Annotated in this window: 17 protein-coding genes; 10 read left to right on the top strand and 7 right to left on the bottom strand. The window is 70.1% G+C overall.

Annotated features, from left to right (window positions below; all coding sequences use genetic code 11):
• A complete protein-coding gene (locus AMK11_RS03025; protein WP_073722723.1) occupies positions 1-822 on the bottom strand; it encodes a serine hydrolase domain-containing protein in 822 nt (273 codons plus the stop codon).
• 18 nt (positions 823-840) lie between these two features.
• Positions 841-1,311: a GNAT family N-acetyltransferase gene (locus AMK11_RS03020; RefSeq protein ID WP_073723902.1), complete on the bottom strand. Its 471-nt coding sequence runs from the start codon at positions 1,309-1,311 to the stop codon at positions 841-843.
• Positions 1,312-1,408: 97 nt separating this feature from the next.
• Between AMK11_RS03020 and AMK11_RS03015 the strand changes: the two genes are divergently transcribed.
• Positions 1,409-1,894 carry a MerR family transcriptional regulator gene (locus AMK11_RS03015; RefSeq protein ID WP_073723904.1) on the top strand — a complete coding sequence of 162 codons (486 nt, stop codon included), beginning with the start codon at positions 1,409-1,411 and terminating at the stop codon, positions 1,892-1,894.
• Positions 1,891-2,907, top strand: coding sequence for an aldo/keto reductase (locus tag AMK11_RS03010; protein ID WP_073722721.1), 1,017 nt, complete (start codon positions 1,891-1,893; stop codon positions 2,905-2,907). The genes AMK11_RS03015 and AMK11_RS03010 overlap by 4 nt, the downstream gene beginning before the upstream one ends.
• A 104-nt stretch (positions 2,908-3,011) precedes the next feature.
• Here the strand turns inward: AMK11_RS03010 and AMK11_RS03005 are convergent, their stop codons facing one another.
• The 3 genes from AMK11_RS03005 to AMK11_RS02995 form a co-directional block, all read right to left on the bottom strand.
• Complete coding sequence (locus tag AMK11_RS03005) at positions 3,012-3,881, bottom strand: DUF4429 domain-containing protein (RefSeq protein ID WP_073722719.1); 870 nt, start codon at positions 3,879-3,881, stop codon at positions 3,012-3,014.
• A gap of 75 nt (positions 3,882-3,956) precedes the next feature.
• Positions 3,957-5,165 (bottom strand): alpha/beta hydrolase, encoded by a 1,209-nt coding sequence (locus AMK11_RS03000; RefSeq protein ID WP_073722717.1) that lies wholly within the window; start codon positions 5,163-5,165, stop codon positions 3,957-3,959.
• 94 nt (positions 5,166-5,259) lie between these two features.
• Positions 5,260-5,913: a TetR family transcriptional regulator gene (locus tag AMK11_RS02995; RefSeq protein WP_107429647.1), complete on the bottom strand. Its 654-nt coding sequence runs from the start codon at positions 5,911-5,913 to the stop codon at positions 5,260-5,262.
• A 155-nt stretch (positions 5,914-6,068) separates the two neighbouring features.
• On the opposite strand from AMK11_RS02995, the gene AMK11_RS02990 reads away from it, so the two are divergent.
• Positions 6,069-7,685 carry an MFS transporter gene (locus AMK11_RS02990; protein WP_073722713.1) on the top strand — a complete coding sequence of 539 codons (1,617 nt, stop codon included), beginning with the start codon at positions 6,069-6,071 and terminating at the stop codon, positions 7,683-7,685.
• Positions 7,686-8,149: 464 nt separating this feature from the next.
• On the opposite strand, the gene aceE is transcribed toward AMK11_RS02990, so the two are convergent.
• Positions 8,150-10,906, bottom strand: coding sequence for a pyruvate dehydrogenase (acetyl-transferring), homodimeric type (gene aceE, locus AMK11_RS02985; RefSeq protein WP_073722711.1), 2,757 nt, complete (start codon positions 10,904-10,906; stop codon positions 8,150-8,152).
• 411 nt (positions 10,907-11,317) lie between these two features.
• Between aceE and AMK11_RS02975 the strand changes: the two genes are divergently transcribed.
• The 6 genes from AMK11_RS02975 (at position 11,318) to AMK11_RS02950 (ending at position 15,864) form a co-directional block, all read left to right on the top strand.
• Positions 11,318-11,755 carry a DUF3052 domain-containing protein gene (locus AMK11_RS02975; RefSeq protein ID WP_007449195.1) on the top strand — a complete coding sequence of 146 codons (438 nt, stop codon included), beginning with the start codon at positions 11,318-11,320 and terminating at the stop codon, positions 11,753-11,755.
• A gap of 137 nt (positions 11,756-11,892) precedes the next feature.
• Positions 11,893-12,351 (top strand): peroxiredoxin, encoded by a 459-nt coding sequence (locus tag AMK11_RS02970; protein WP_073722707.1) that lies wholly within the window; start codon positions 11,893-11,895, stop codon positions 12,349-12,351.
• A gap of 155 nt (positions 12,352-12,506) precedes the next feature.
• A complete protein-coding gene (locus AMK11_RS02965; RefSeq protein WP_053130137.1) occupies positions 12,507-13,082 on the top strand; it encodes a calcium homeostasis/redox stress adaptation protein in 576 nt (191 codons plus the stop codon).
• 112 nt (positions 13,083-13,194) lie between these two features.
• Positions 13,195-13,770 carry a TerD family protein gene (locus AMK11_RS02960; protein WP_073722705.1) on the top strand — a complete coding sequence of 192 codons (576 nt, stop codon included), beginning with the start codon at positions 13,195-13,197 and terminating at the stop codon, positions 13,768-13,770.
• A 49-nt stretch (positions 13,771-13,819) separates the two neighbouring features.
• On the top strand, positions 13,820-14,962 hold the full coding sequence (locus AMK11_RS02955) for a DUF475 domain-containing protein (RefSeq protein WP_031020227.1): 1,143 nt from the start codon (positions 13,820-13,822) through the stop codon (positions 14,960-14,962).
• A gap of 164 nt (positions 14,963-15,126) precedes the next feature.
• Entirely contained in the window at positions 15,127-15,864 is a 738-nt protein-coding gene (locus AMK11_RS02950; protein ID WP_073722703.1) for a TerD family protein, read from the top strand.
• A gap of 48 nt (positions 15,865-15,912) precedes the next feature.
• On the opposite strand, the gene AMK11_RS02945 is transcribed toward AMK11_RS02950, so the two are convergent.
• Positions 15,913-16,821, bottom strand: a complete 909-nt coding sequence (locus tag AMK11_RS02945; protein ID WP_073722701.1) for a TerD family protein — start codon at positions 16,819-16,821, stop codon at positions 15,913-15,915.
• A 207-nt stretch (positions 16,822-17,028) separates the two neighbouring features.
• Here AMK11_RS02945 and AMK11_RS02940 point away from each other — a divergent pair, with 207 nt between their 5' ends.
• Positions 17,029-18,195, top strand: a complete 1,167-nt coding sequence (locus tag AMK11_RS02940; protein WP_073722699.1) for an HpcH/HpaI aldolase/citrate lyase family protein — start codon at positions 17,029-17,031, stop codon at positions 18,193-18,195.
• Positions 18,196-18,258: the final 63 nt, after the last annotated feature.

Here is an 18,258-nt window from a genome sequence, read left to right as displayed (position 1 = left end):
TCAGCCGCGTACCTCCGCCAGCACCGCGTCCGTGAACGCCGGCCACACCTCGACCGCCCACGGTCCGAACGCGCGGTCGGTGAGGGCGACGCAGGCGAGCCCGGCGTCCGGGTCGACCCACAGGAACGTGCCCGACTGGCCGAAGTGCCCGAAGGTGCGCGGCGAGGACGACGCGCCCGTCCAGTGGGGGGATTTCCCGTCCCGGATCTCGAAGCCGAGACCCCAGTCGTTGGGGTTCTGGTGGCCGTAGCCCGGCAGGATGCCCTTCGTTCCCGGGTACTGGACCGTCATCGCCTCGGCGACCGTGCGCGGGTCCAGCAGCCGCGGAGCCTGCACCTCGGCGGCGAAGCGGAGCAGGTCCTCGACGGTGGAGACACCGTCCTTCGCCGGGGAACCCTCCAGCGAGGTCGCCGTCATGCCCAGCGGCTCCAGCACCGCCTGCCGCGCGTACTCGGCGAACGGGATGTCCGCCGCCTTCGCGATGTGGTCGCCGAGCTGCTCGAAACCGGCGTTGGAGTACAGCCGGCGCTCCCCGGGAGGGGCGGTCACCTTGTGTTCGTCGAAGGCCAGCCCCGAGGTGTGGGCGAGCAGGTGACGGGCCGTCGCCCCGGGCGGCCCCGCGGGCTCGTCCAGCTCGATCGCGCCCTCCTCGTACGCCACGAGCGCCGCGTACGCCGCGAGCGGCTTGGTGACCGAGGCGAGGGGGAAGCGGTGCGAGACCGGGCCGTGCGTGCCCAGGACCGTGCCGTCGGCGCGCACGACGCCCGCCGCGGCGGAGGGAACCGGCCAGTTCTCGATCAACGCGAAGCTCTGCAAGGACATGGCGTCGAGCCTAAGCGCTCAGAGCCTCAGCTCCAGCAAGGGGTCCGGCTTGGGCGCGAAGCCCATCGACACGTACATGGGCTCGGCCTGCGCGGACGCGGTGAGGCGCACCCGTCGGGCGCCGCGCTCGCGGAACCACTCCAGCAGGGCCTCCATGCAGGCGCGCGCGTACCCGCGGCGGCGTGCGTCCGGGTCGGTGGCGACGCTGAAGACGTAGCCGTCCGTGCCCCGCGGGTTGCCCGCGCCGCCGATGCGGTAGTCGAGCGTCCCGGCCACCAGGGCGGCCAGCGCCCCCGGGCGCTCCGGGTGGTCCGCGACGAACGCGGCGAAGTCGCCGTCCGGCTCGGCCAGCCTGCCGCGCAGCACCGGCAGGGACTCGGCGTGCCACTCGGTGGACGGGTCGGACCGGGCCAGCGAATCGATCATCACCTGACGCAGCCGGAGCACTTCCTCCGCGTCCTCGGGCAGCGCACGGCGGACAAGGGTCATGCCGGGCATGCTAATCAGCCGGGGGCCTGCCCATCCCGCCATTTTCCCGCCGTACGCGCTTGCTTGGAGTGCACTCCAAGGTCATAGCGTGTGGCACATGACGGTGATGCAGACCACGGCCGGGACGCTCGCGCCGGACTCCACCAGCACGGACATCTGCTCCGCCCCGCCCCCGCGCCACCCGCGCCCCGAGGGGCAGGACCGCTACACCATCAGCGAGGTCGCCGCCTTCACCGGGCTGACGGCCCACACCCTGCGCTGGTACGAGCGGATCGGCCTGATGTCCCACATCGACCGCTCGCACACCGGGCAGCGCCGCTACAGCAACCGCGACCTGGACTGGCTCGACCTCGTCGGCAAGCTCCGCATGACCGGCATGCCGGTCGCCGACATGGTCCGGTACGCGGAGCTGGTGCGCGAGGGCGAGAGCACCTACCCCGCCCGGCGGGAACTGCTGGAGTCCACGCGCCGCGACGTGCTGACGCGGATCGCCGAACTCCAGGACACCCTCGCCGTACTCGACCGGAAGATCAGCTTCTACGGGGACGCCGGACGCGCCCGTGAAAAGGAGAGCACCCGATGACCGACAGCAGGATCCCGACGACGCGGCTCGGCGACGGCGGCCCCGAGGTGGGCGTCCAGGGCCTGGGCTGCATGGGCATGAGCTTCGGATACGGCCCCTCGGACGCCGACGCGTCACGGGCGACCCTGGAGCGAGCGCTGGAACTCGGCGTCACGCTGTACGACACGGCCGACGCGTACGGGGCGGGCGAGAACGAGCGGTTCCTGGCGCCGTTCTTCCGGGCCCACCGCGACGAGGTCGTCGTCGCGACCAAGTTCGCCCTGTCCATCCCGCCGGACGACCCGACGAAGCGGATCATCCGCAACGACCCGCCGTACGTCCGCCAGGCCGTCGAGGGCAGCCTGGAGCGCCTGGGCGTCGACGTCATCGACCTCTATTACATGCACCGGCGCGACGTGAACGTGCCGATCGAGGAGACCGTCGCCGTCATGGCCGACCTCGTGCGCGAGGGCAAGGTCAAGCACCTCGGGCTGAGCGAGGTGACGGGCGACGAGCTGCGGGCCGCGCAGGCGGTCCACCCGATCGCCGCCGTGCAGTCGGAGTGGTCGCTGTTCAGCCGGGACATCGAGGCGGGCGTGGTGCCGGCCGCCCGCGAACTGGGCGTGGCCCTCGTCCCGTACTCCCCGCTCGGCCGCGGCTTCCTCACCGGTGCCTTCGCCGACGCCGGCCAGGACCTCACGGACGGCGACTTCCGCCGTCAGCAGCCCCGCTTCACCGGCGACAACGCGGCGGCCAACGCGGCCCTCCTCGCCCCGGTCCGCTCGGTCGCCGAGGCCCACGGCGCCACCCTCGGCCAGATCGCCCTGGCGTGGGCCCAGCAGCGAGCGGCGGTGCACGGCCTGCCGGTGGTCCCGATCCCGGGCACGCGGAAGCCGGCCCGAGTGGAGGAGAACACGGCGGCGACCCGCATCGTCCTGACGGACACCGAGCTGGCCCTGCTGGACCCGATCGCGGGAAAGGTGGCAGGCGACCGCTACGCGGACATGACGTTCACTTCTGCCGGGCGTGAGTGAAGTTACCCAGGGGCGCGGGGCTGTTTCGATCTGCGGCTCCGCCGCGTGGGCGCGACCAGCCACAGCCGACCCGCACCCGAATACGAAACCGAACCTCGCAGACGCTAAAGCTCCGCCAACAACTCCGCCTTCTTCGAAGAGAACTCCTCGTCCGTCACCAGCCCCGCCTGATGCAGCTCCCCGAGATGCCGTATCCGCTCGGCGATGTCCGCCGGATCCCGCCGAGGCGCCGGCACGGGCACCGGCATCGGGGCGCCCGCGCCCCGCTCCCGCACCGCCGCCAGCACCGCCGCGGCGAACGGCAGTGACTCGTGCACCGGCCCGTACCCGAGCCCGAACACGACGGTGGCGGGGTCCTGGTCGGCCTGCGGAACGGCCGGCGCGGCGGCCGTGGCGGACGCGTCCCGCGGCAGCAGCCGCAGGTACCCGTCGAACAGCTCGGGGGAGCGCCACTCCACCCCGCCCAGGCCGGCGACCGGGAACGTCTGGTCGCCGGCCTTCCACTTCGCCGACGACGCGCCCGTCCAGAACCACCGGAAGGACACCGACGTGCCGTCGAAGGACGCCTTCCCGTCGTACGCCTTGAAGTGCAGCGGCGCCTCGGGCGCCGCCACCAGGTACCGCTCGGTCTTGCCGGACTCGGTCAGCAGCCCGCGCAACTCGTCGGCGTAGTACTCCGCGAGTACCTCCCGTTCGGCGGGCAGCACCAGCCGGTACGGGTCGCACCCTTCCTTCAGCTGCCCGGCCGCCGCCTCCATCAGCGGGTCGGCGCCCGGGCGCGGCTCGACGCGCAGCACGACGGTGCCGCGCCTGCCGGGCGTGAGCGTCACGCCGGCGATCGCCTCCAGGGGAACCCGGCGTTCCCCCAGGGCCTGGAACAGCTTGGGTGTTCGAATCCCCCGTTCGTAGCGGATGAGCACGGAGTCGGACTCGAACTCCCAGGCGGCATGAAATCCGGCCAGTACGTCACCCATGCGGCTCATCGTATGCGGCACGAGCTCTTCCGTCCCCTCCCCGTGCAAACCGGAGTATCTGCACCTCTACGCGCGTCAGGCGGCCACCGCTTCGGACAAACCCGCCCGGCATGTGCCGTTCTCTCCGGCGCAGGCGACCGTGCGGTATGCGCCAACGCCGATCTCCGCGAAGTTCCGCAGGCTCTCCGTGCCCGGCACGAAGTAGCCGCTGTGTCCCTGGGCGCCCCGCGCGGACAGCACCCGCGCCCCGAACGCCGCGGACACCGGATCCGCGCCGTGTCCGAGGCCGCCGACCTCCATGTACGGCACGTCCTGGATCCAGTCGTCGGCGTCCCGCATCGCCCACACGCGCGCGGAGGTGCCCAGGTGGGCGGCCTTCTCGACCCGCATGCCGGGGCTGCCGGCCACCGCTATGTCGGTCACCCGCACGGGCAGGTGGCCGGCGGCGAGGCCGCAGACCACCGAGCCGTAGCTGTGGCAGAAGAGGGAGACCGGGGCCCGGCCGGGCAACGCCCGCAGCAGGGCGTTCAGCCGGACGGCGCCGTCCTCGGCGCGGGTCGCCGTGGCCGCCTCCATGCCGAGTCCGCTCGGCGAGGTGTAGTCGGCCCAGGCGATCACGGCGGTGCGCGTGTCCGGGCTCACCGTGTGCTCGGCCGCGTACAGCGACTCGGCCATGCCCGCGGGCGCCGAGTACTTGCGGACGGTGCGCTGGAAGGTGAGCAGATCGGTGTCCACGCCGGGCACGACGACGGACACCCGGTCGGCGCGGTTCAGGTTCCCGAAGACCTCGGCGACCTTGCCCGAGCCCGCCGGGTCGAAGGCGAGGATGTGGCGGTCGGGGTCCAGCAGGGAGTCGTAGCGGTGTGCGCGCCGGCCCGCCTCGCGCTGCCCCGACGGGGACAGGCGGTCGTCGTGCATCCGTAGTCGCTCCACCGCGCGTGCCTTGCGCAGTGCCGCCCGGTTGGCGAGGTAGCGCACCTCCACGGGGGCGCCGTTCATGTTGCCGACGGCGAGGGGGTAGCGGCGGGCCAGGCTCCCCCGCTGCCAGTCGGAGAGCGAGGCGAAGAACCGGGCCAGCCGGGCGGGAGCCGACTGCGCGTCGGGCAGCCGGCGTCCGTCGATCCGGCCGTGCTCCCAGGCCGTGACCGACGCTTCCAGGGCCGTGGGTCCCCGCTGGTTGCGCAGGGCGGTCCAGCCGGTGGTCGCCAGCATCACGAACACCACGGCCAGGGCGAGCAGTGCGCGCCAGGCATTGAGTTGCGGGGAGGTGTCGAAGGAAGTCACTGGGAGGACACACTAGGAGAACGGGACGGTCTCGCGTGAATCCAGTGACACGGATCACGTTTTGGTCTTCCGGTAGGGAGTTGTTATGGCGTTCCTACGGGATTCTCCCGCTCCGCCAGTCGCCCGTGAGGGCGGGCTCGACCTGGTCGAGGTAGGCGGAGGTCAGCTCCCGCAGCGCCGCGAGGCCGGCGTCGTCCCGCGTCGACCAGATCCGTTCGGTGACCCGCATGACCGCCCCGAAGACGGCCACGACGACGCGGGGCCGGGGGTCGGTGTCGACGTCGAGGTGCTCGCGGTCGGCGACGACGCGGGCGATCTCCTCCTCCAGCTCGGCGGCGCGCCGCAGGTGGGCGGCGAGCAGGGCGGGTGTCGACTCGATCACCCGGTAGAACCGCATGTGCAGCTCCAGCGGGACCAGCTGCTCGACGGCCTCCCCGATGGTGTCCCAGCTCTCCACGAGGGCGTGACGCAGCGCGTCCAGCGGCGCCTCCTCGGGCGGCCGGCGGCGTACGGCGTCGACGAAGTGCGACTCCGCGAGCCGTGACACGAAGAAGGCCGCCTCCTCCTTGCTGGCGAAGTAGCGGAAGAAGGTGCGCTGCGAGACCTCGGCCGCCTCCGCGATGTCGTCCACGGTCGTCGCCTCGTAGCCCCGCGCCGTGAACAGCTCGAGGGCAAAGCGCAGCAGGGTGTCCCGGGTGCGCTGTTTCTTCCGCTCGCGCAGACCCAGCGGGGGCGCCGTCTCCGCCATCTTCAAAAGGTCGCTCCTCGGGTCGGCTCCGGCGTGTCGCCGCGCTGTTGTTCTCGCGTCGTTTCCGCAGTTCAGGCTAGCCGCAGATGTCCTGTCAGTTACCGACCGGTGAAACCGTTTGTCAACTGTCAGCGGCTGTCATTAGCCTCGCCGGTATGACTAGTCAGACCACCATCGACAAGACGGGGCCGGGGGACGGACCGTCCACCCCGTCGGGCCCGGCGCCGGCCTCGGGGTTGCGCGGACACCCGTGGGTCACCCTCATCACCGTCGCGGTCGGGGTCATGATGGTGGCCCTCGACGGCACCATCGTGGCCATCGCCAACCCGGCCATCGGCAAGGACCTGGGCGCCAGCTGGTCCGAGCTGCAGTGGATCACCAACGCCTACTTCCTCGCCCTCGCGGTCTCCCTGATCACCGCGGGCAAGCTCGGTGACCGCTTCGGGCACCGGCAGACCTTCCTCATCGGCGTGGCCGGCTTCGCCGCGTCCTCGGGAGCCATCGGGCTCTCCGACAGCATCGCCGCCGTCATCGTCTTCCGTGTCTTCCAGGGACTGTTCGGCGCCCTGCTGATGCCGGCCGCGCTCGGCCTGCTGCGGGCCACCTTCCCGGCCGAGAAGCTCAACATGGCCATCGGCATCTGGGGCATGGTCATCGGCGCCTCCACCGCGGGCGGCCCGATCCTGGGCGGCGTGCTGGTCGAGCACGTCAACTGGCAGTCGGTGTTCTTCATCAACGTGCCGGTCGGCGTCCTCGCCGTGGTGCTCGGTGTACTGATCCTGCTGGACCACCGGGCCGAGAACGCGCCGCGCTCCTTCGACGTCGTCGGCATCGTTCTGCTGTCGGCCTCGATGTTCTGCCTGGTGTGGGCACTCATCAAGGCGCCCGAGTGGGGCTGGGGCTCCGGCCAGACCTGGCTGTTCATCGCGGTGTCGGTGGTGGGCTTCGCCGCCTTCTCCTTCTGGGAGACCAAGGTGAGGGAGCCGCTGATCCCGCTGGCGATGTTCCGCTCGGTGCCGCTGTCGGCGGGTGTCGTCCTGATGGTCCTGATGGCCATCGCCTTCATGGGCGGCCTGTTCTTCGTGACGTTCTACCTCCAGAACGTGCACGGCATGAGCCCCATCGACGCCGGCCTGCACCTGCTGCCGCTCACCGCGATGATGATCGTCGCCTCGCCGCTGGCCGGCGCGATGATCACCAAGTTCGGGCCGCGCGTGCCGCTCGCGGGCGGCATGGTGTGCACCGCGGTCGCCATGTACGGCATGTCCACGCTGGAGAAGGACACCGGCAGCGTCGCGATGTCCGTCTGGTTCGCGCTGCTCGGCCTCGGTCTCGCGCCGGTCATGGTGGGCGCCACCGAGGTCATCGTGGGCAACGCCCCGATGGAGCTGTCGGGTGTCGCGGGCGGTCTCCAGCAGGCGGCGATGCAGATCGGCGGCAGCCTCGGCACGGCGGTGCTGGGTGCCGTGATGGCCTCCAAGGTCGACAGCGACCTCGCGGGCAACTGGACGGACGCGGGGCTGCCCGCGCTCACGCCGGAGCAGGAGGAGCTGACGGCGCAGGCGGTGCAGCAGGGCATCGCGCCGGTGCCCGAGGGCACCCCGGAGCAGATCGCCGCGAAGATCACCGACGTCGCGCACGACACCTTCATCTCCGGCATGAGCCTGGCGTCGCTCGTCGCCGCCGGTGTGGCCGCTGTGGCCGTGCTGGTCGCCTTCCTCACCAAGCGCGGTGAGAACGCGGAGGCCGGTGCGGGCGTGGGCCACATCTGAGGACGTCCGGTGCGTACCCGGCCCTGTTCGCCTATCCGGGTGACAGGGCCGGTGAACCCTCCCCTCCGACGGACCTCGCAGGTCACAGTGGGTCACGTCCTCCGCAGGGCACGGAGGGCGAGAGGCTGCGGCGCGCTGCTGGAGGGGGGCAGCGCGCAGGCAGCACACCCCGGGCAGGCATGAGCCGCCGTGCGGGGGTACCCGAACTCCACGAGGGGTTCAACGAGTTGATGACGGCGAGCATCGGGCCGACTCGTGCGGGTGCCCCCGCTCACGTGGCCGGACGTGGCTACGGACCGGGCCGGATCGCGCGACCCTCGCCGTCGTCGGGCTCGTCGGCCGTCCGTGCCCCGACCCTTTCCGCGCACGCCGTGCCCGCATCGTACGGAGGCGGGAAAAGAGGGCCGGGGCGGCGGAGCCGAAGCCCCACCGCCCCGCACATCACCGAATACGCGCCCGCGCGCCTACGCGTCTCCGCCCGCGACGCCGGGGTCGGCCGCCGCCACGTCCAGCAGCCGGTACCGGTCGATCGCCTGCTTCAGCACCGACCGGTCGACCTTCCCCTCCCGCGCCAGCTCGCTCAGCACCGCCACCACGATCGACTCCGCGTCGATGTGGAAGAACCGCCGGGCCGCCCCGCGCGTGTCCGCGAAGCCCCAGCCGTCCGCGCCCAGCGACTGGTACGTCCCCGGTACCCAGCGCGCGATCTGGTCCGGCACCGACCGCATCCAGTCGGAGACGGCCACGAACGGCCCCTGCGCACCGGCCAGCTTCCGCGTCACGTACGGCACCTGCTGCTCCTCCTCGGGGTGCAGCAGGTTGTGCTCCTCGCAGGCCACCGCCTCGCGCCGCAGCTCGTTCCAGGAGGTCGCCGACCAGACGTCGGCGCGTACGTTCCACTCCTCGGCGAGGATCCGCTGGGCCTCGACCGCCCACGGCACCGCGACCCCGGACGCCATGATCTGCGCCGGGATCGAGCCGCCCGTGCCCTCGCTGAAGCGGTGGACGCCCTTGAGGATGCCCTCCACGTCCACGTTCTCGGGCTCGGCCGGGTGCTGGATCGGCTCGTTGTAGACGGTGAGGTAGTAGAAGACGTCCTCGCCGTGCGGGTGCTGCTCGTCCGCGCCGTACATGCGGCGCAGGCCGTCCTTGACGATGTGCGCGATCTCGAACCCGAAGGCCGGGTCGTAGGCCACGCACGCCGGGTTGGTGGAGGCGAGCAGCTGCGAGTGGCCGTCCGCGTGCTGCAGACCCTCACCGGTCAGCGTCGTACGTCCAGCGGTCGCGCCCAGTACGAAACCGCGCGCCAGCTGGTCACCCATCTGCCAGAACTGGTCACCGGTGCGCTGGAAACCGAACATCGAGTAGAAGACGTAGACCGGGATGAGCGGCTCGCCGTGCGTGGCGTACGCCGATCCGGCCGCGATCAGCGAGGCCGTGCAGCCCGCCTCCGAGATGCCGTCGTGCAGCATCTGCCCGTTCGGCGCCTCCTTGTAGGCGAGCAGCAGATCCCGGTCCACGGACTCGTACTGCTGGCCCAACGGGTTGTAGATCTTCGCACTCGGGAAGAACGAGTCCATGCCGAACGTGCGGTACTCGTCCGGCGCGATCAGCACGAACCGCTTGCCGAGCTCCTTGTCCCGCATGAGGTCCTTGAGCAGTCGCACGAACGCCATCGTCGTCGCGATGGACTGCTGACCCGACCCCTTCTTCACGGTCGCGTACGTCTTGTCGTCCGGCAGGGCGAGCGGCTTCGACCGTACGACGCGGGTCGGCACATAGCCGCCGAGACCGAGCCGGCGGTCGTGCATGTACTGCATCTCCTCCGTGTCCCGGCCCGGGTGGTAGTACGGCGGCGGGCCGGACTCCAGCTCCTTGTCGGAGATCGGCAGGTGCAGCCGGTCGCGGAAGCGCTTGAGGTCGTCGACCGTCAGCTTCTTCATCTGGTGCGTGGCGTTGCGGCCCTCGAAGTTCGGGCCCAGCGTCCAGCCCTTGATCGTCTTGGCCAGGATGACGGTGGGCTGGCCCTTGTGCTCCAGCGCCGCCTTGTACGCCGCGTAGATCTTCCGGTGGTCGTGACCGCCGCGCCCCAGGTGCAGGATCTGGTCGTCGGTCATGTTCTCGACCATCGCGCGCAGCCGGTGGTCGTCGCCGAAGAAGTGGTCCCGGATGTAGGCGCCGGACTCGGTGGCGTACGTCTGGAACTGGCCGTCCGGGGTGGTGTTCATGCGGTTGACCAGCACGCCGTCGCGGTCCTGCGCGAGCAGCGGGTCCCAGGTGCGGTCCCACACCAGCTTGATCACGTTCCAGCCGGCGCCCCGGAAGACCGACTCCAGCTCCTGGATGATCTTCCCGTTGCCGCGCACCGGGCCGTCCAGGCGCTGGAGGTTGCAGTTGACCACGAAGGTCAGGTTGTCCAGGCCCTCGCGGGCGGCGATGGAGAGCTGGCCCAGCGACTCCGGCTCGTCCATCTCGCCGTCGCCCAGGTACGCCCACACGTGCGACTTCGACGTGTCCGCGATCCCGCGCGCGTGCATGTAACGGTTCATCCGCGCCTGGTAGATCGCGCCGATCGGGCCGAGGCCCATCGAGACCGTCGGGAACTCCCAGAAGTCCGGCATCGAGCGGGGGTGCGGGTACGACGACAGCGCGTTCGGCGCCGCGGACTTCTCCTGCCGGAAGCCGTCCAGGTGCTGCTCGCTGAGCCGGTCCAGCAGGTAGGCGCGCGCGTAGATGCCCGGGGAGGCGTGGCCCTGGAAGAAGACCTGGTCGCCGCCGTCGCCCTCGTCCTTGCCCCGGAAGAAGTGGTTGAAGCCCACGTCGTACAGGGACGCCGAGGAGGCGAAGGTGGCGATGTGGCCGCCGACCCCGATGCCGGGCCGCTGCGCGCGCGAGACCATCACCGCGGCGTTCCACCGGGTGGCGTTGAGGATCCTGCGCTCGATCTCCTCGTTGCCGGGGAAGAACGGCTCGCTCTTGGTCGGGATGGTGTTGACGTAGTCCGTGCTGCGCATCTCGGGCACGGCCACGCGCTTCTCGCGGGCCCGCTCGATCAGCCGCAGCATCAGATAGCGGGCCCGCTCCCGGCCGCGCGCGTCGACGGCGGCGTCGAGGGAGTCGAGCCACTCCTGCGTTTCCTCGGGATCGAAGTCAGGAACCTGACTCGGAAGGCCGCCAATGATGATCGGGCTGCGATCACTGCGGTCGGATGCGGAAGCCACGCTGTTCCTTCGCTGTCAGAGGGCCACTTTGCCGGATGCTGCCTGATGCCGGATGCTGCCTGTGTCTGCGCCGATTCCCCGCCGGATCCCCATCGTGTACCTCGCGGGGGGAAACGTCATCTGTACCGTGGGGTAACCGGTCCCCCCATGGGGATCGGGGGCACGTTCATTCGAGTCTCGTACCCACACATGGTTCCCAAATACGCAAACGGGGCAGATAGGTGTGGTGTACGTCACCTTCGGTCTGGACGGCATGGCTGGAGTTGCGGCGACACGGCCGGGATCGTCACCGTTTCGGCGGTCCCAGTCGCCGGGTACTTGCGCGATCCGTCCCGCCCGTGTGGACTACGGCCAAGCTTCGCGCACGCGCGTGGCTGAAGACATCTACCGAACATGATCAGGAGGCAACCCGTGAGCGCGACCGCGGACCACGCGGAGGAGCGGACCAACCCTGCCGCCAGGCTGGGTTTCCAGCCCGGGCAGGTGGTCCAGGAGATCGGCTACGACGACGACGTCGACCAGGAGCTCCGCGAGGCCATCGAAGGCGCCGTCGAGGGCGAGCTGGTGGACGAGGACTACGAGGACGTGGCCGACGCCGTCGTGCTGTGGTTCCGTGACGACGACGGCGACCTGACGGATGCGCTGGTGGATGCCACCACGTACATCGAAGAGGGCGGGTCGATCCTCCTTCTCACGCCGAAGACCGGCCGTGACGGGTACGTCGAGGCCAGTGACATCTCGGAGGCCTCGACGACCGCCGGACTGACGGCGTCCAAGAGCGTCAGCGTCGGCAAGGACTGGAGCGGCAGCCGGCTGGCGACGCCCAAGGCGGCCAAGTCCAAGCGGTAGCCGACCGGGCTCCGCACCACCGGGCTCCCGGACGGGCCGGCCGCCGTCGGCCCGTCCGGGAGTCCGCGATGATCCCTGCGTGGCTGCCCTGCGTAGGGTGGTTCCAGCGAACCACCCCCTGAAGGGACGAACAGGACATGGCGCTCCAGGTCGGCGACAAGGCCCCCGACTTCGAACTCAAGGACAACCACGGCGCGACCGTCCGGCTGTCCGACTTCCACGGGCAGAAGAACGTCGTGCTGCTCTTCTACCCGTTCGCCTTCACCGGCGTGTGCACGGGCGAGCTGTGCGAGGTGCGCGACAACCTGCCGCGGTTCTCCGACCGCGACACCCAGGTGCTCGCCGTCTCCAACGACTCCATCCACACCCTGCGCGTCTTCGCCGAGCAGGAGGGCCTGGAGTACCCCCTGCTGTCCGACTTCTGGCCGCACGGCAACGTCTCGCGCGACTACGGCGTCTTCGACGAGGACAAGGGCTGCGCCGTCCGCGGCACCTTCATCATCGACCGGGAGGGCGTCGTCCGCTGGACCGTCGTCAACGGCCTGCCGGACGCCCGCGACCTCGACGAGTACGTGAAGGCGCTCGACACCCTGTGACCGTCGCCCCGTGCCCGGCACGGCGTGAACCGACACCATGTGATTTGTCGGCCGCAGGGCCTGCGGGGGGCGGGAACCCGTCACTAGGATCGGATCGTTGATCCGATATCCACGCACTACGGGGCTCCCCGCCCCAGGACACCAATGGAGGACTCGTGGGAGTCAGCCTCAGCAAGGGCGGCAACGTATCGCTGACCAAGGAGGCCCCCGGCCTCACCGCGGTCATCGTCGGTCTGGGGTGGGACATCCGCACCACGACCGGCACCGACTTCGACCTCGACGCCAGCGCGCTGCTGCTGAACAGCGGCGGCAAGGTCGCCAGCGACGCGCACTTCATCTTCTTCAACAACCTGAAGAGCCCGGACGGCTCGGTCGAGCACACCGGTGACAACCTCACCGGTGAGGGCGAGGGCGACGACGAGCAGATCAAGATCGACCTCGCCACCGTCCCCGCCGACGTCGAGAAGATCACCTTCCCGGTGTCGATCTACGACGCCGAGAACCGCCAGCAGTCCTTCGGCCAGGTCCGCAACGCGTTCATCCGCGTCGTCAACCAGGCCGGCGGCGCCGAGATCGCCCGCTACGACCTCAGTGAGGACGCCTCCACGGAGACGGCCATGGTCTTCGGCGAGCTGTACCGGCACGGCGCCGAGTGGAAGTTCCGCGCCATCGGCCAGGGCTACGCCTCGGGCCTGCGCGGCATCGCCCAGGACTTCGGCGTCAACGTCTGAGCGACCTGAACCGCCGGGGCCCGCGCCCCGACCGTCCGGCGCCGCACGGTTTGCGTGCGGCGCCGGACGCGCAGGAACACCAGGAACCATCACCCGGGGAGGGGACAGCAACATGGGCGTCACGCTTGCCAAGGGAGGCAACGTCTCCCTGTCCAAGGCCGCACCGAACCTCACACAGGTCCTGGTCGGACTCGGCTGGGACGCGCGCTCCACCACCGGAGCACCCTTCGACCTCGACGCCAGCGCGCTGGCGTGCAGCAGCGGCCGGGTGCTCGGCGACGAGTGGTTCGTCTTCTACAACCAGCTCAAGAGCCCGGACGGCTCCATCGAACACACCGGCGACAACCTCACCGGCGAGGGCGACGGTGACGACGAGTCGGTGATCGTCGACCTCGCGACGGTGCCCGACCGGTGCGACAAGATCGTCTTCCCGGTCTCGATCCACATGGCCGACGAGCGCGGCCAGACCTTCGGCCAGGTCAGCAACGCCTTCATCCGGGTCGTCAACCAGGCCGACGGCCAGGAACTGGCCCGCTACGACCTCAGTGAGGACGCCTCCACGGAGACCGCGATGATCTTCGGAGAGCTCTACCGCTACCAGGGCGAGTGGAAGTTCCGTGCGGTCGGGCAGGGGTACGCGTCGGGGCTCCGCGGCATCGCCCTAGACTTCGGAGTCAACGTTTCGTAAAGCCGCGTACGGCGCGGGGGAGCCCCGTACAAACACGATTGGGTAGCCAGTGGTTCTGAAAACCTTCGGGTGGTCGTTCGCGGTCACCGCGCTCGGCCTGGTGGCCGCGATCTTCTACGGGGGGTGGGCCGCCTTCGGTGTCGTGGCGATCCTTTCCATCCTGGAGATCTCGCTGTCCTTCGACAACGCGGTGGTCAACGCCGGGATCCTGAAGAAGATGAATGCCTTCTGGCAGAAGATCTTCCTCACCATCGGCATCCTGATCGCCGTCTTCGGCATGCGCCTGGTCTTCCCGGTCGTCATCGTCGCGGTCAGCGCGTCCCTCGGCCCGATCGAGGCCGTCGACCTCGCCCTGACCGACAAGGACCGCTACCAGGAACTGGTGACGGACGCGCATCCGTCGATCGCCGCGTTCGGTGGCATGTTCCTCCTGATGATCTTCCTCGACTTCATCTTCGAGGACCGGGACATCAAGTGGCTCGGCTGGCTGGAGCGCCCGCTGGCCAAGCTCGGCAAGGTCGACATGCTGTCGGTCTGCATCGCCCTGATCGTGCTGCTGATCTCCGCGATCACCTTCGGCGCCCACGCCCACCAGCACGGCGGCACCCACGCCGACAAGGCGGAGACGGTCCTGCTCTCCGGCATCGCCGGTCTGATCACCTACCTGGTCGTCGGCGGCCTCTCCGGCTTCTTCGAGGACAAGCTCGAGGAAGAGGAAGAGCGCGAGCACGAGGCGGAAGAGGCGGCCGAGCGTGCGGGCAAGCCCAAGTCCGCCGTCAAGCTGGCCGGCAAGGCCGCGTTCTTCATGTTCCTCTACCTGGAGGTCCTGGACGCGTCGTTCTCGTTCGACGGCGTCATCGGCGCCTTCGCCATCACCAACGACATCGTCCTGATGGCCCTCGGCCTCGGCATCGGCGCCATGTACGTCCGTTCGCTCACGGTCTACCTGGTCCGCGAGGGCACCCTCGACGACTACGTCTACCTGGAGCACGGCGCCCACTACGCCATCGGCGCCCTGGCGATCGTCCTCCTGGTGACCATCCAGTACGAGATCAACGAGTTCATCACCGGCATGATCGGTGTCGTCCTCATCGGCGCCTCCTTCTGGTCCTCCGTGCGCCGCAACAAGCGGCTCGCCGCAGCCGGGGGAGAAGGCGGCAAGGAGAAGGCGGAGGTCTCCTCCGGGGTGTGAAACCCTTCTGTTCCCGGGCCGGGTTCGCTCCCGGTGCGCCCGCACCTCTGGTGTGAACACGGCCCGGGTGAGGAACGCTCTCGACGGGGCGGCCGACGAGGACGACTCCTCGGGGCCGCCCCGTCGGCGGTCCGCGGCCGGTGCGAGTGAACGTGGGGGCGGGAATGGGCTTCTTGGACGGTCTGTGGCGCGGTCGCGAGTCCGAGTTCGACTCGGGCAGCGCGGCGACCAACTCCATCCAGCTGACCAAACGGCACAGCCAGGTCTCCCTGACCAAACAGGGCGCGGCGACCGGCAATCTCCGCATCAACCTCTCCTGGCGGATGCGCACCTCGGACATCATGGGCGCCCAGCGCGAGAGCCTGCTGCGCCACCCCTTCAAGGCGCTCAAGCCCCCCGAGGTCGTGGGCCACAGCCAGAGCATGGTCAACGTCGACCTCGACCTCGGCTGCCTCTACGAGCTCCAGGACGGCACCCGCGGGGTCGTCCAGCCGCTCGGCGGCTTCCTGGGCGACGTCAACGGGCCGCCGTACGTCAAGCTCAGCGGCGACGACCGGTTCGGCTCGGCATCCGGCGAGACGATCTACGTCAACCTGGACCACAAGGACGCCATCAAGCGGCTGCTCCTCTTCGCCTACATCTACGACCAGACGCCGGCCTTCGACCGCACCCACGCCATCGTGACGCTCTACCCGAGCAACGGGCCCCGCATCGAGATAGGCCTCGACGAGCGTCACCCCCAGGCCCGGTCCTGCGCCGTGGTGATGATCGAAAACGTCAAGGACGAGATCTTCGTCCGCCGCGAGGTGAAGTTCGTGTACGGCTTCCAGGGGGAGCTGGACCGGCTCTACGGGTGGGGACTGCAGTGGGGCCGGGGGCACAAGAGCAAGGCGGAGCGGTAGGAAACCGGCTGCGGAACGGGCCGGTGAGGTGACCGGTGGGACGGCCGCCTACCGTCCGACGAACTGCGGCCCCTGCGGCGGCAGCCGGAAGTCCGGGTCGGGCGTCCCGGACACCGGCGGCGGGTAACCGTAGCCGGACTGCGCGCCGGTGACCCCCGCCGCCGCGGGAGCCTGCGGGTACCCGTAGGCGGGCTGAACCGGCGGCGGCTGCTGCGGGTAGCCGTACGCGGGCTGCGCCGGGACCCCCGTGGGCTGCTCCGGGGGCAGCGGGCGGGAGACCTCCGGGAGGGGCTGGACCGTCGTCGGCTCCTCGGAACCGACCGCCGGCGCCGCGGGAGCGGGAGCGGACGGCTGGGCGGGTGTGTGCGTGGACGACTCCGGCCGGGGGGCCGACACGGGGTCGTCCGCCCCTTCCGACTCGTCCACCGAGATGCCGAAGTCGGTCGCCAGGCCCTTGAGCCCGTTCGAGTACCCCTCGCCCAGCGCCCGGAACTTCCACCCCTCCCCGCGCCGGTAGAGCTCGCCGCAGATCAGCGCCGTCTCCTGGCCCGTCTCGGGCTTGACGTCGAAGTGGGCCAGCGGCTCCGCGTCGCCGGCCGTGGCGTCGTACAGCAGGATGCGCAGCGAGGTGACCCGGTCGAAGGCGACGCCGTCGGCCGAGGCGACCAGCAGGATCCGGCCCACCGAGGCCTCGACCCCGGTCAGGTCTGTCTGGATCGTGTCGGTCAGCCCCTCGGCGACCCGCTTCTTGCCGAGCCGCCAGACCTGGCCCGAGGGATGCCGGGGCTGGTTGTAGAAGACGAAGTCCTCGTCGGAGCGCACGCGGTCGTCGGGCCCCAGCAGCAGCGCGGAGGCGTCGACGTCGGGGACCCCCTGCCCGGGAGCCCAGCGCAGCACGGCGCGTACCGTGGTGGCTTGCAGCGGGACGTTCGATCCCTTCAGCATCGCGTGCGTCATGCCGTCATCCTGCCTTCTCGGTCCTGGTCACGACAACGCGGGGGCGGGTACTCGGATCGTGTCCGCGCTGCCCGGGTCGCCGCCGTCGACATGGCCGGGTTACCTGGAATTCATGCCCGGTGGGAACCGCCGACATGGTCACGTACGTACTATTACCGGCCACCTTGGACAGTTCACAGGTCGCCCAGACACCGCGGGGGAGTATTCATGCGTCATTTCGGACAGATCGCCCCTGAAGTGCGGAAGCGCCTCTTTCATCAGGAGCCCTGCACCTTCACGGCGGACTCCCCGGCCCGGCTGCTGTCCACGGCCCTGGGTGCGACGCTCTACAGCCCGGCCACCCGGCCCAGACTCGACGAGGACATCCTCAAGCAGGCCGCTCGGGGCGTGGTGTCCATGGTGCTGTGCCTGGAGGACTCGATCGACGACGCCGACGTACCGGTCGGCGAGGAAAATCTCGTCCGCCGGCTCAACGACCTGGCGAAACGTTCCGACGTCGACGTTCCCCTGCTGTTCGTCCGGGTCCGCACCCCTGAGCAGATACCCGACCTCGTACGGCGCCTCGGTCCGGCGGTCCGGCTGCTGTCCGGATTCGTACTGCCGAAGTTCACCGAGACGCGCGGCATGCCCTTCCTTGAGGCCCTCTCCGCCGCCGAGGCCGCCACCGCGCACCGGCTCTTCGCCATGCCCGTGCTGGAGTCGCCCGACCTGCTGTACCGCGAGACCCGCGTGCAGACCCTGGAAGGCATCTTCCGCGCGGTCGACAAGTACCGCGACCGCGTGCTCGCCCTGCGCCTCGGCGTGACCGACTTCTGCTCCTCCTACGGGCTGCGCAGGGGCCCCGACATGACGGCGTACGACGTCCAGATCGTCGCCTCCGTGATCGCCGACGTGGTGAACATGCTGGCCAGGGCCGACGGCACCGGATTCACCGTGACCGGACCGGTGTGGGAGTACTTCCGCGTCCAGGAGAGGATGTTCAAGCCTCAACTGCGGCAGAGCCCCTTCCTCGAAGTGCAGGCCGTGGAACTGCGCTCGAAGCTCATCGAACACGCCATGGACGGTCTGCTGCGGGAGATCTCCCTGGACCGCGCCAACGGACTGCTCGGCAAGACCTGCATCCACCCCTCGCACGTCCTGCCCGTGCACGCGCTGTCCGTGGTCAGCCACGAGGAGTTCAGCGACGCCCAGGACATCCTGCGGCCGGAACGCTGCGGCGGGGGTGTACTGAGGTCGGCGTACACCAACAAGATGAACGAGGTGAAGCCCCACCGCGCCTGGGCCGAGCGGACGCTGCTGCGCGCCGAGGTCTTCGGGGTGGCCAACGAGGACATCGGCTTCGTGGAACTGCTCGCCGCCGGCCTGTCCGACTGAGCACCGGCCCGATCGAACACCCGTCCGACCGAACGCAAGGAATCCATGACCGACGCCAGGGCC

The sequence above is a fragment of the Streptomyces sp. CB02414 genome (assembly GCF_001905385.1).
Lineage (GTDB): Bacteria > Actinomycetota > Actinomycetes > Streptomycetales > Streptomycetaceae > Streptomyces.
Note: the sequence above shows the minus strand (reverse complement) of the source record. Positions and strands in the feature narration are given on the sequence as shown.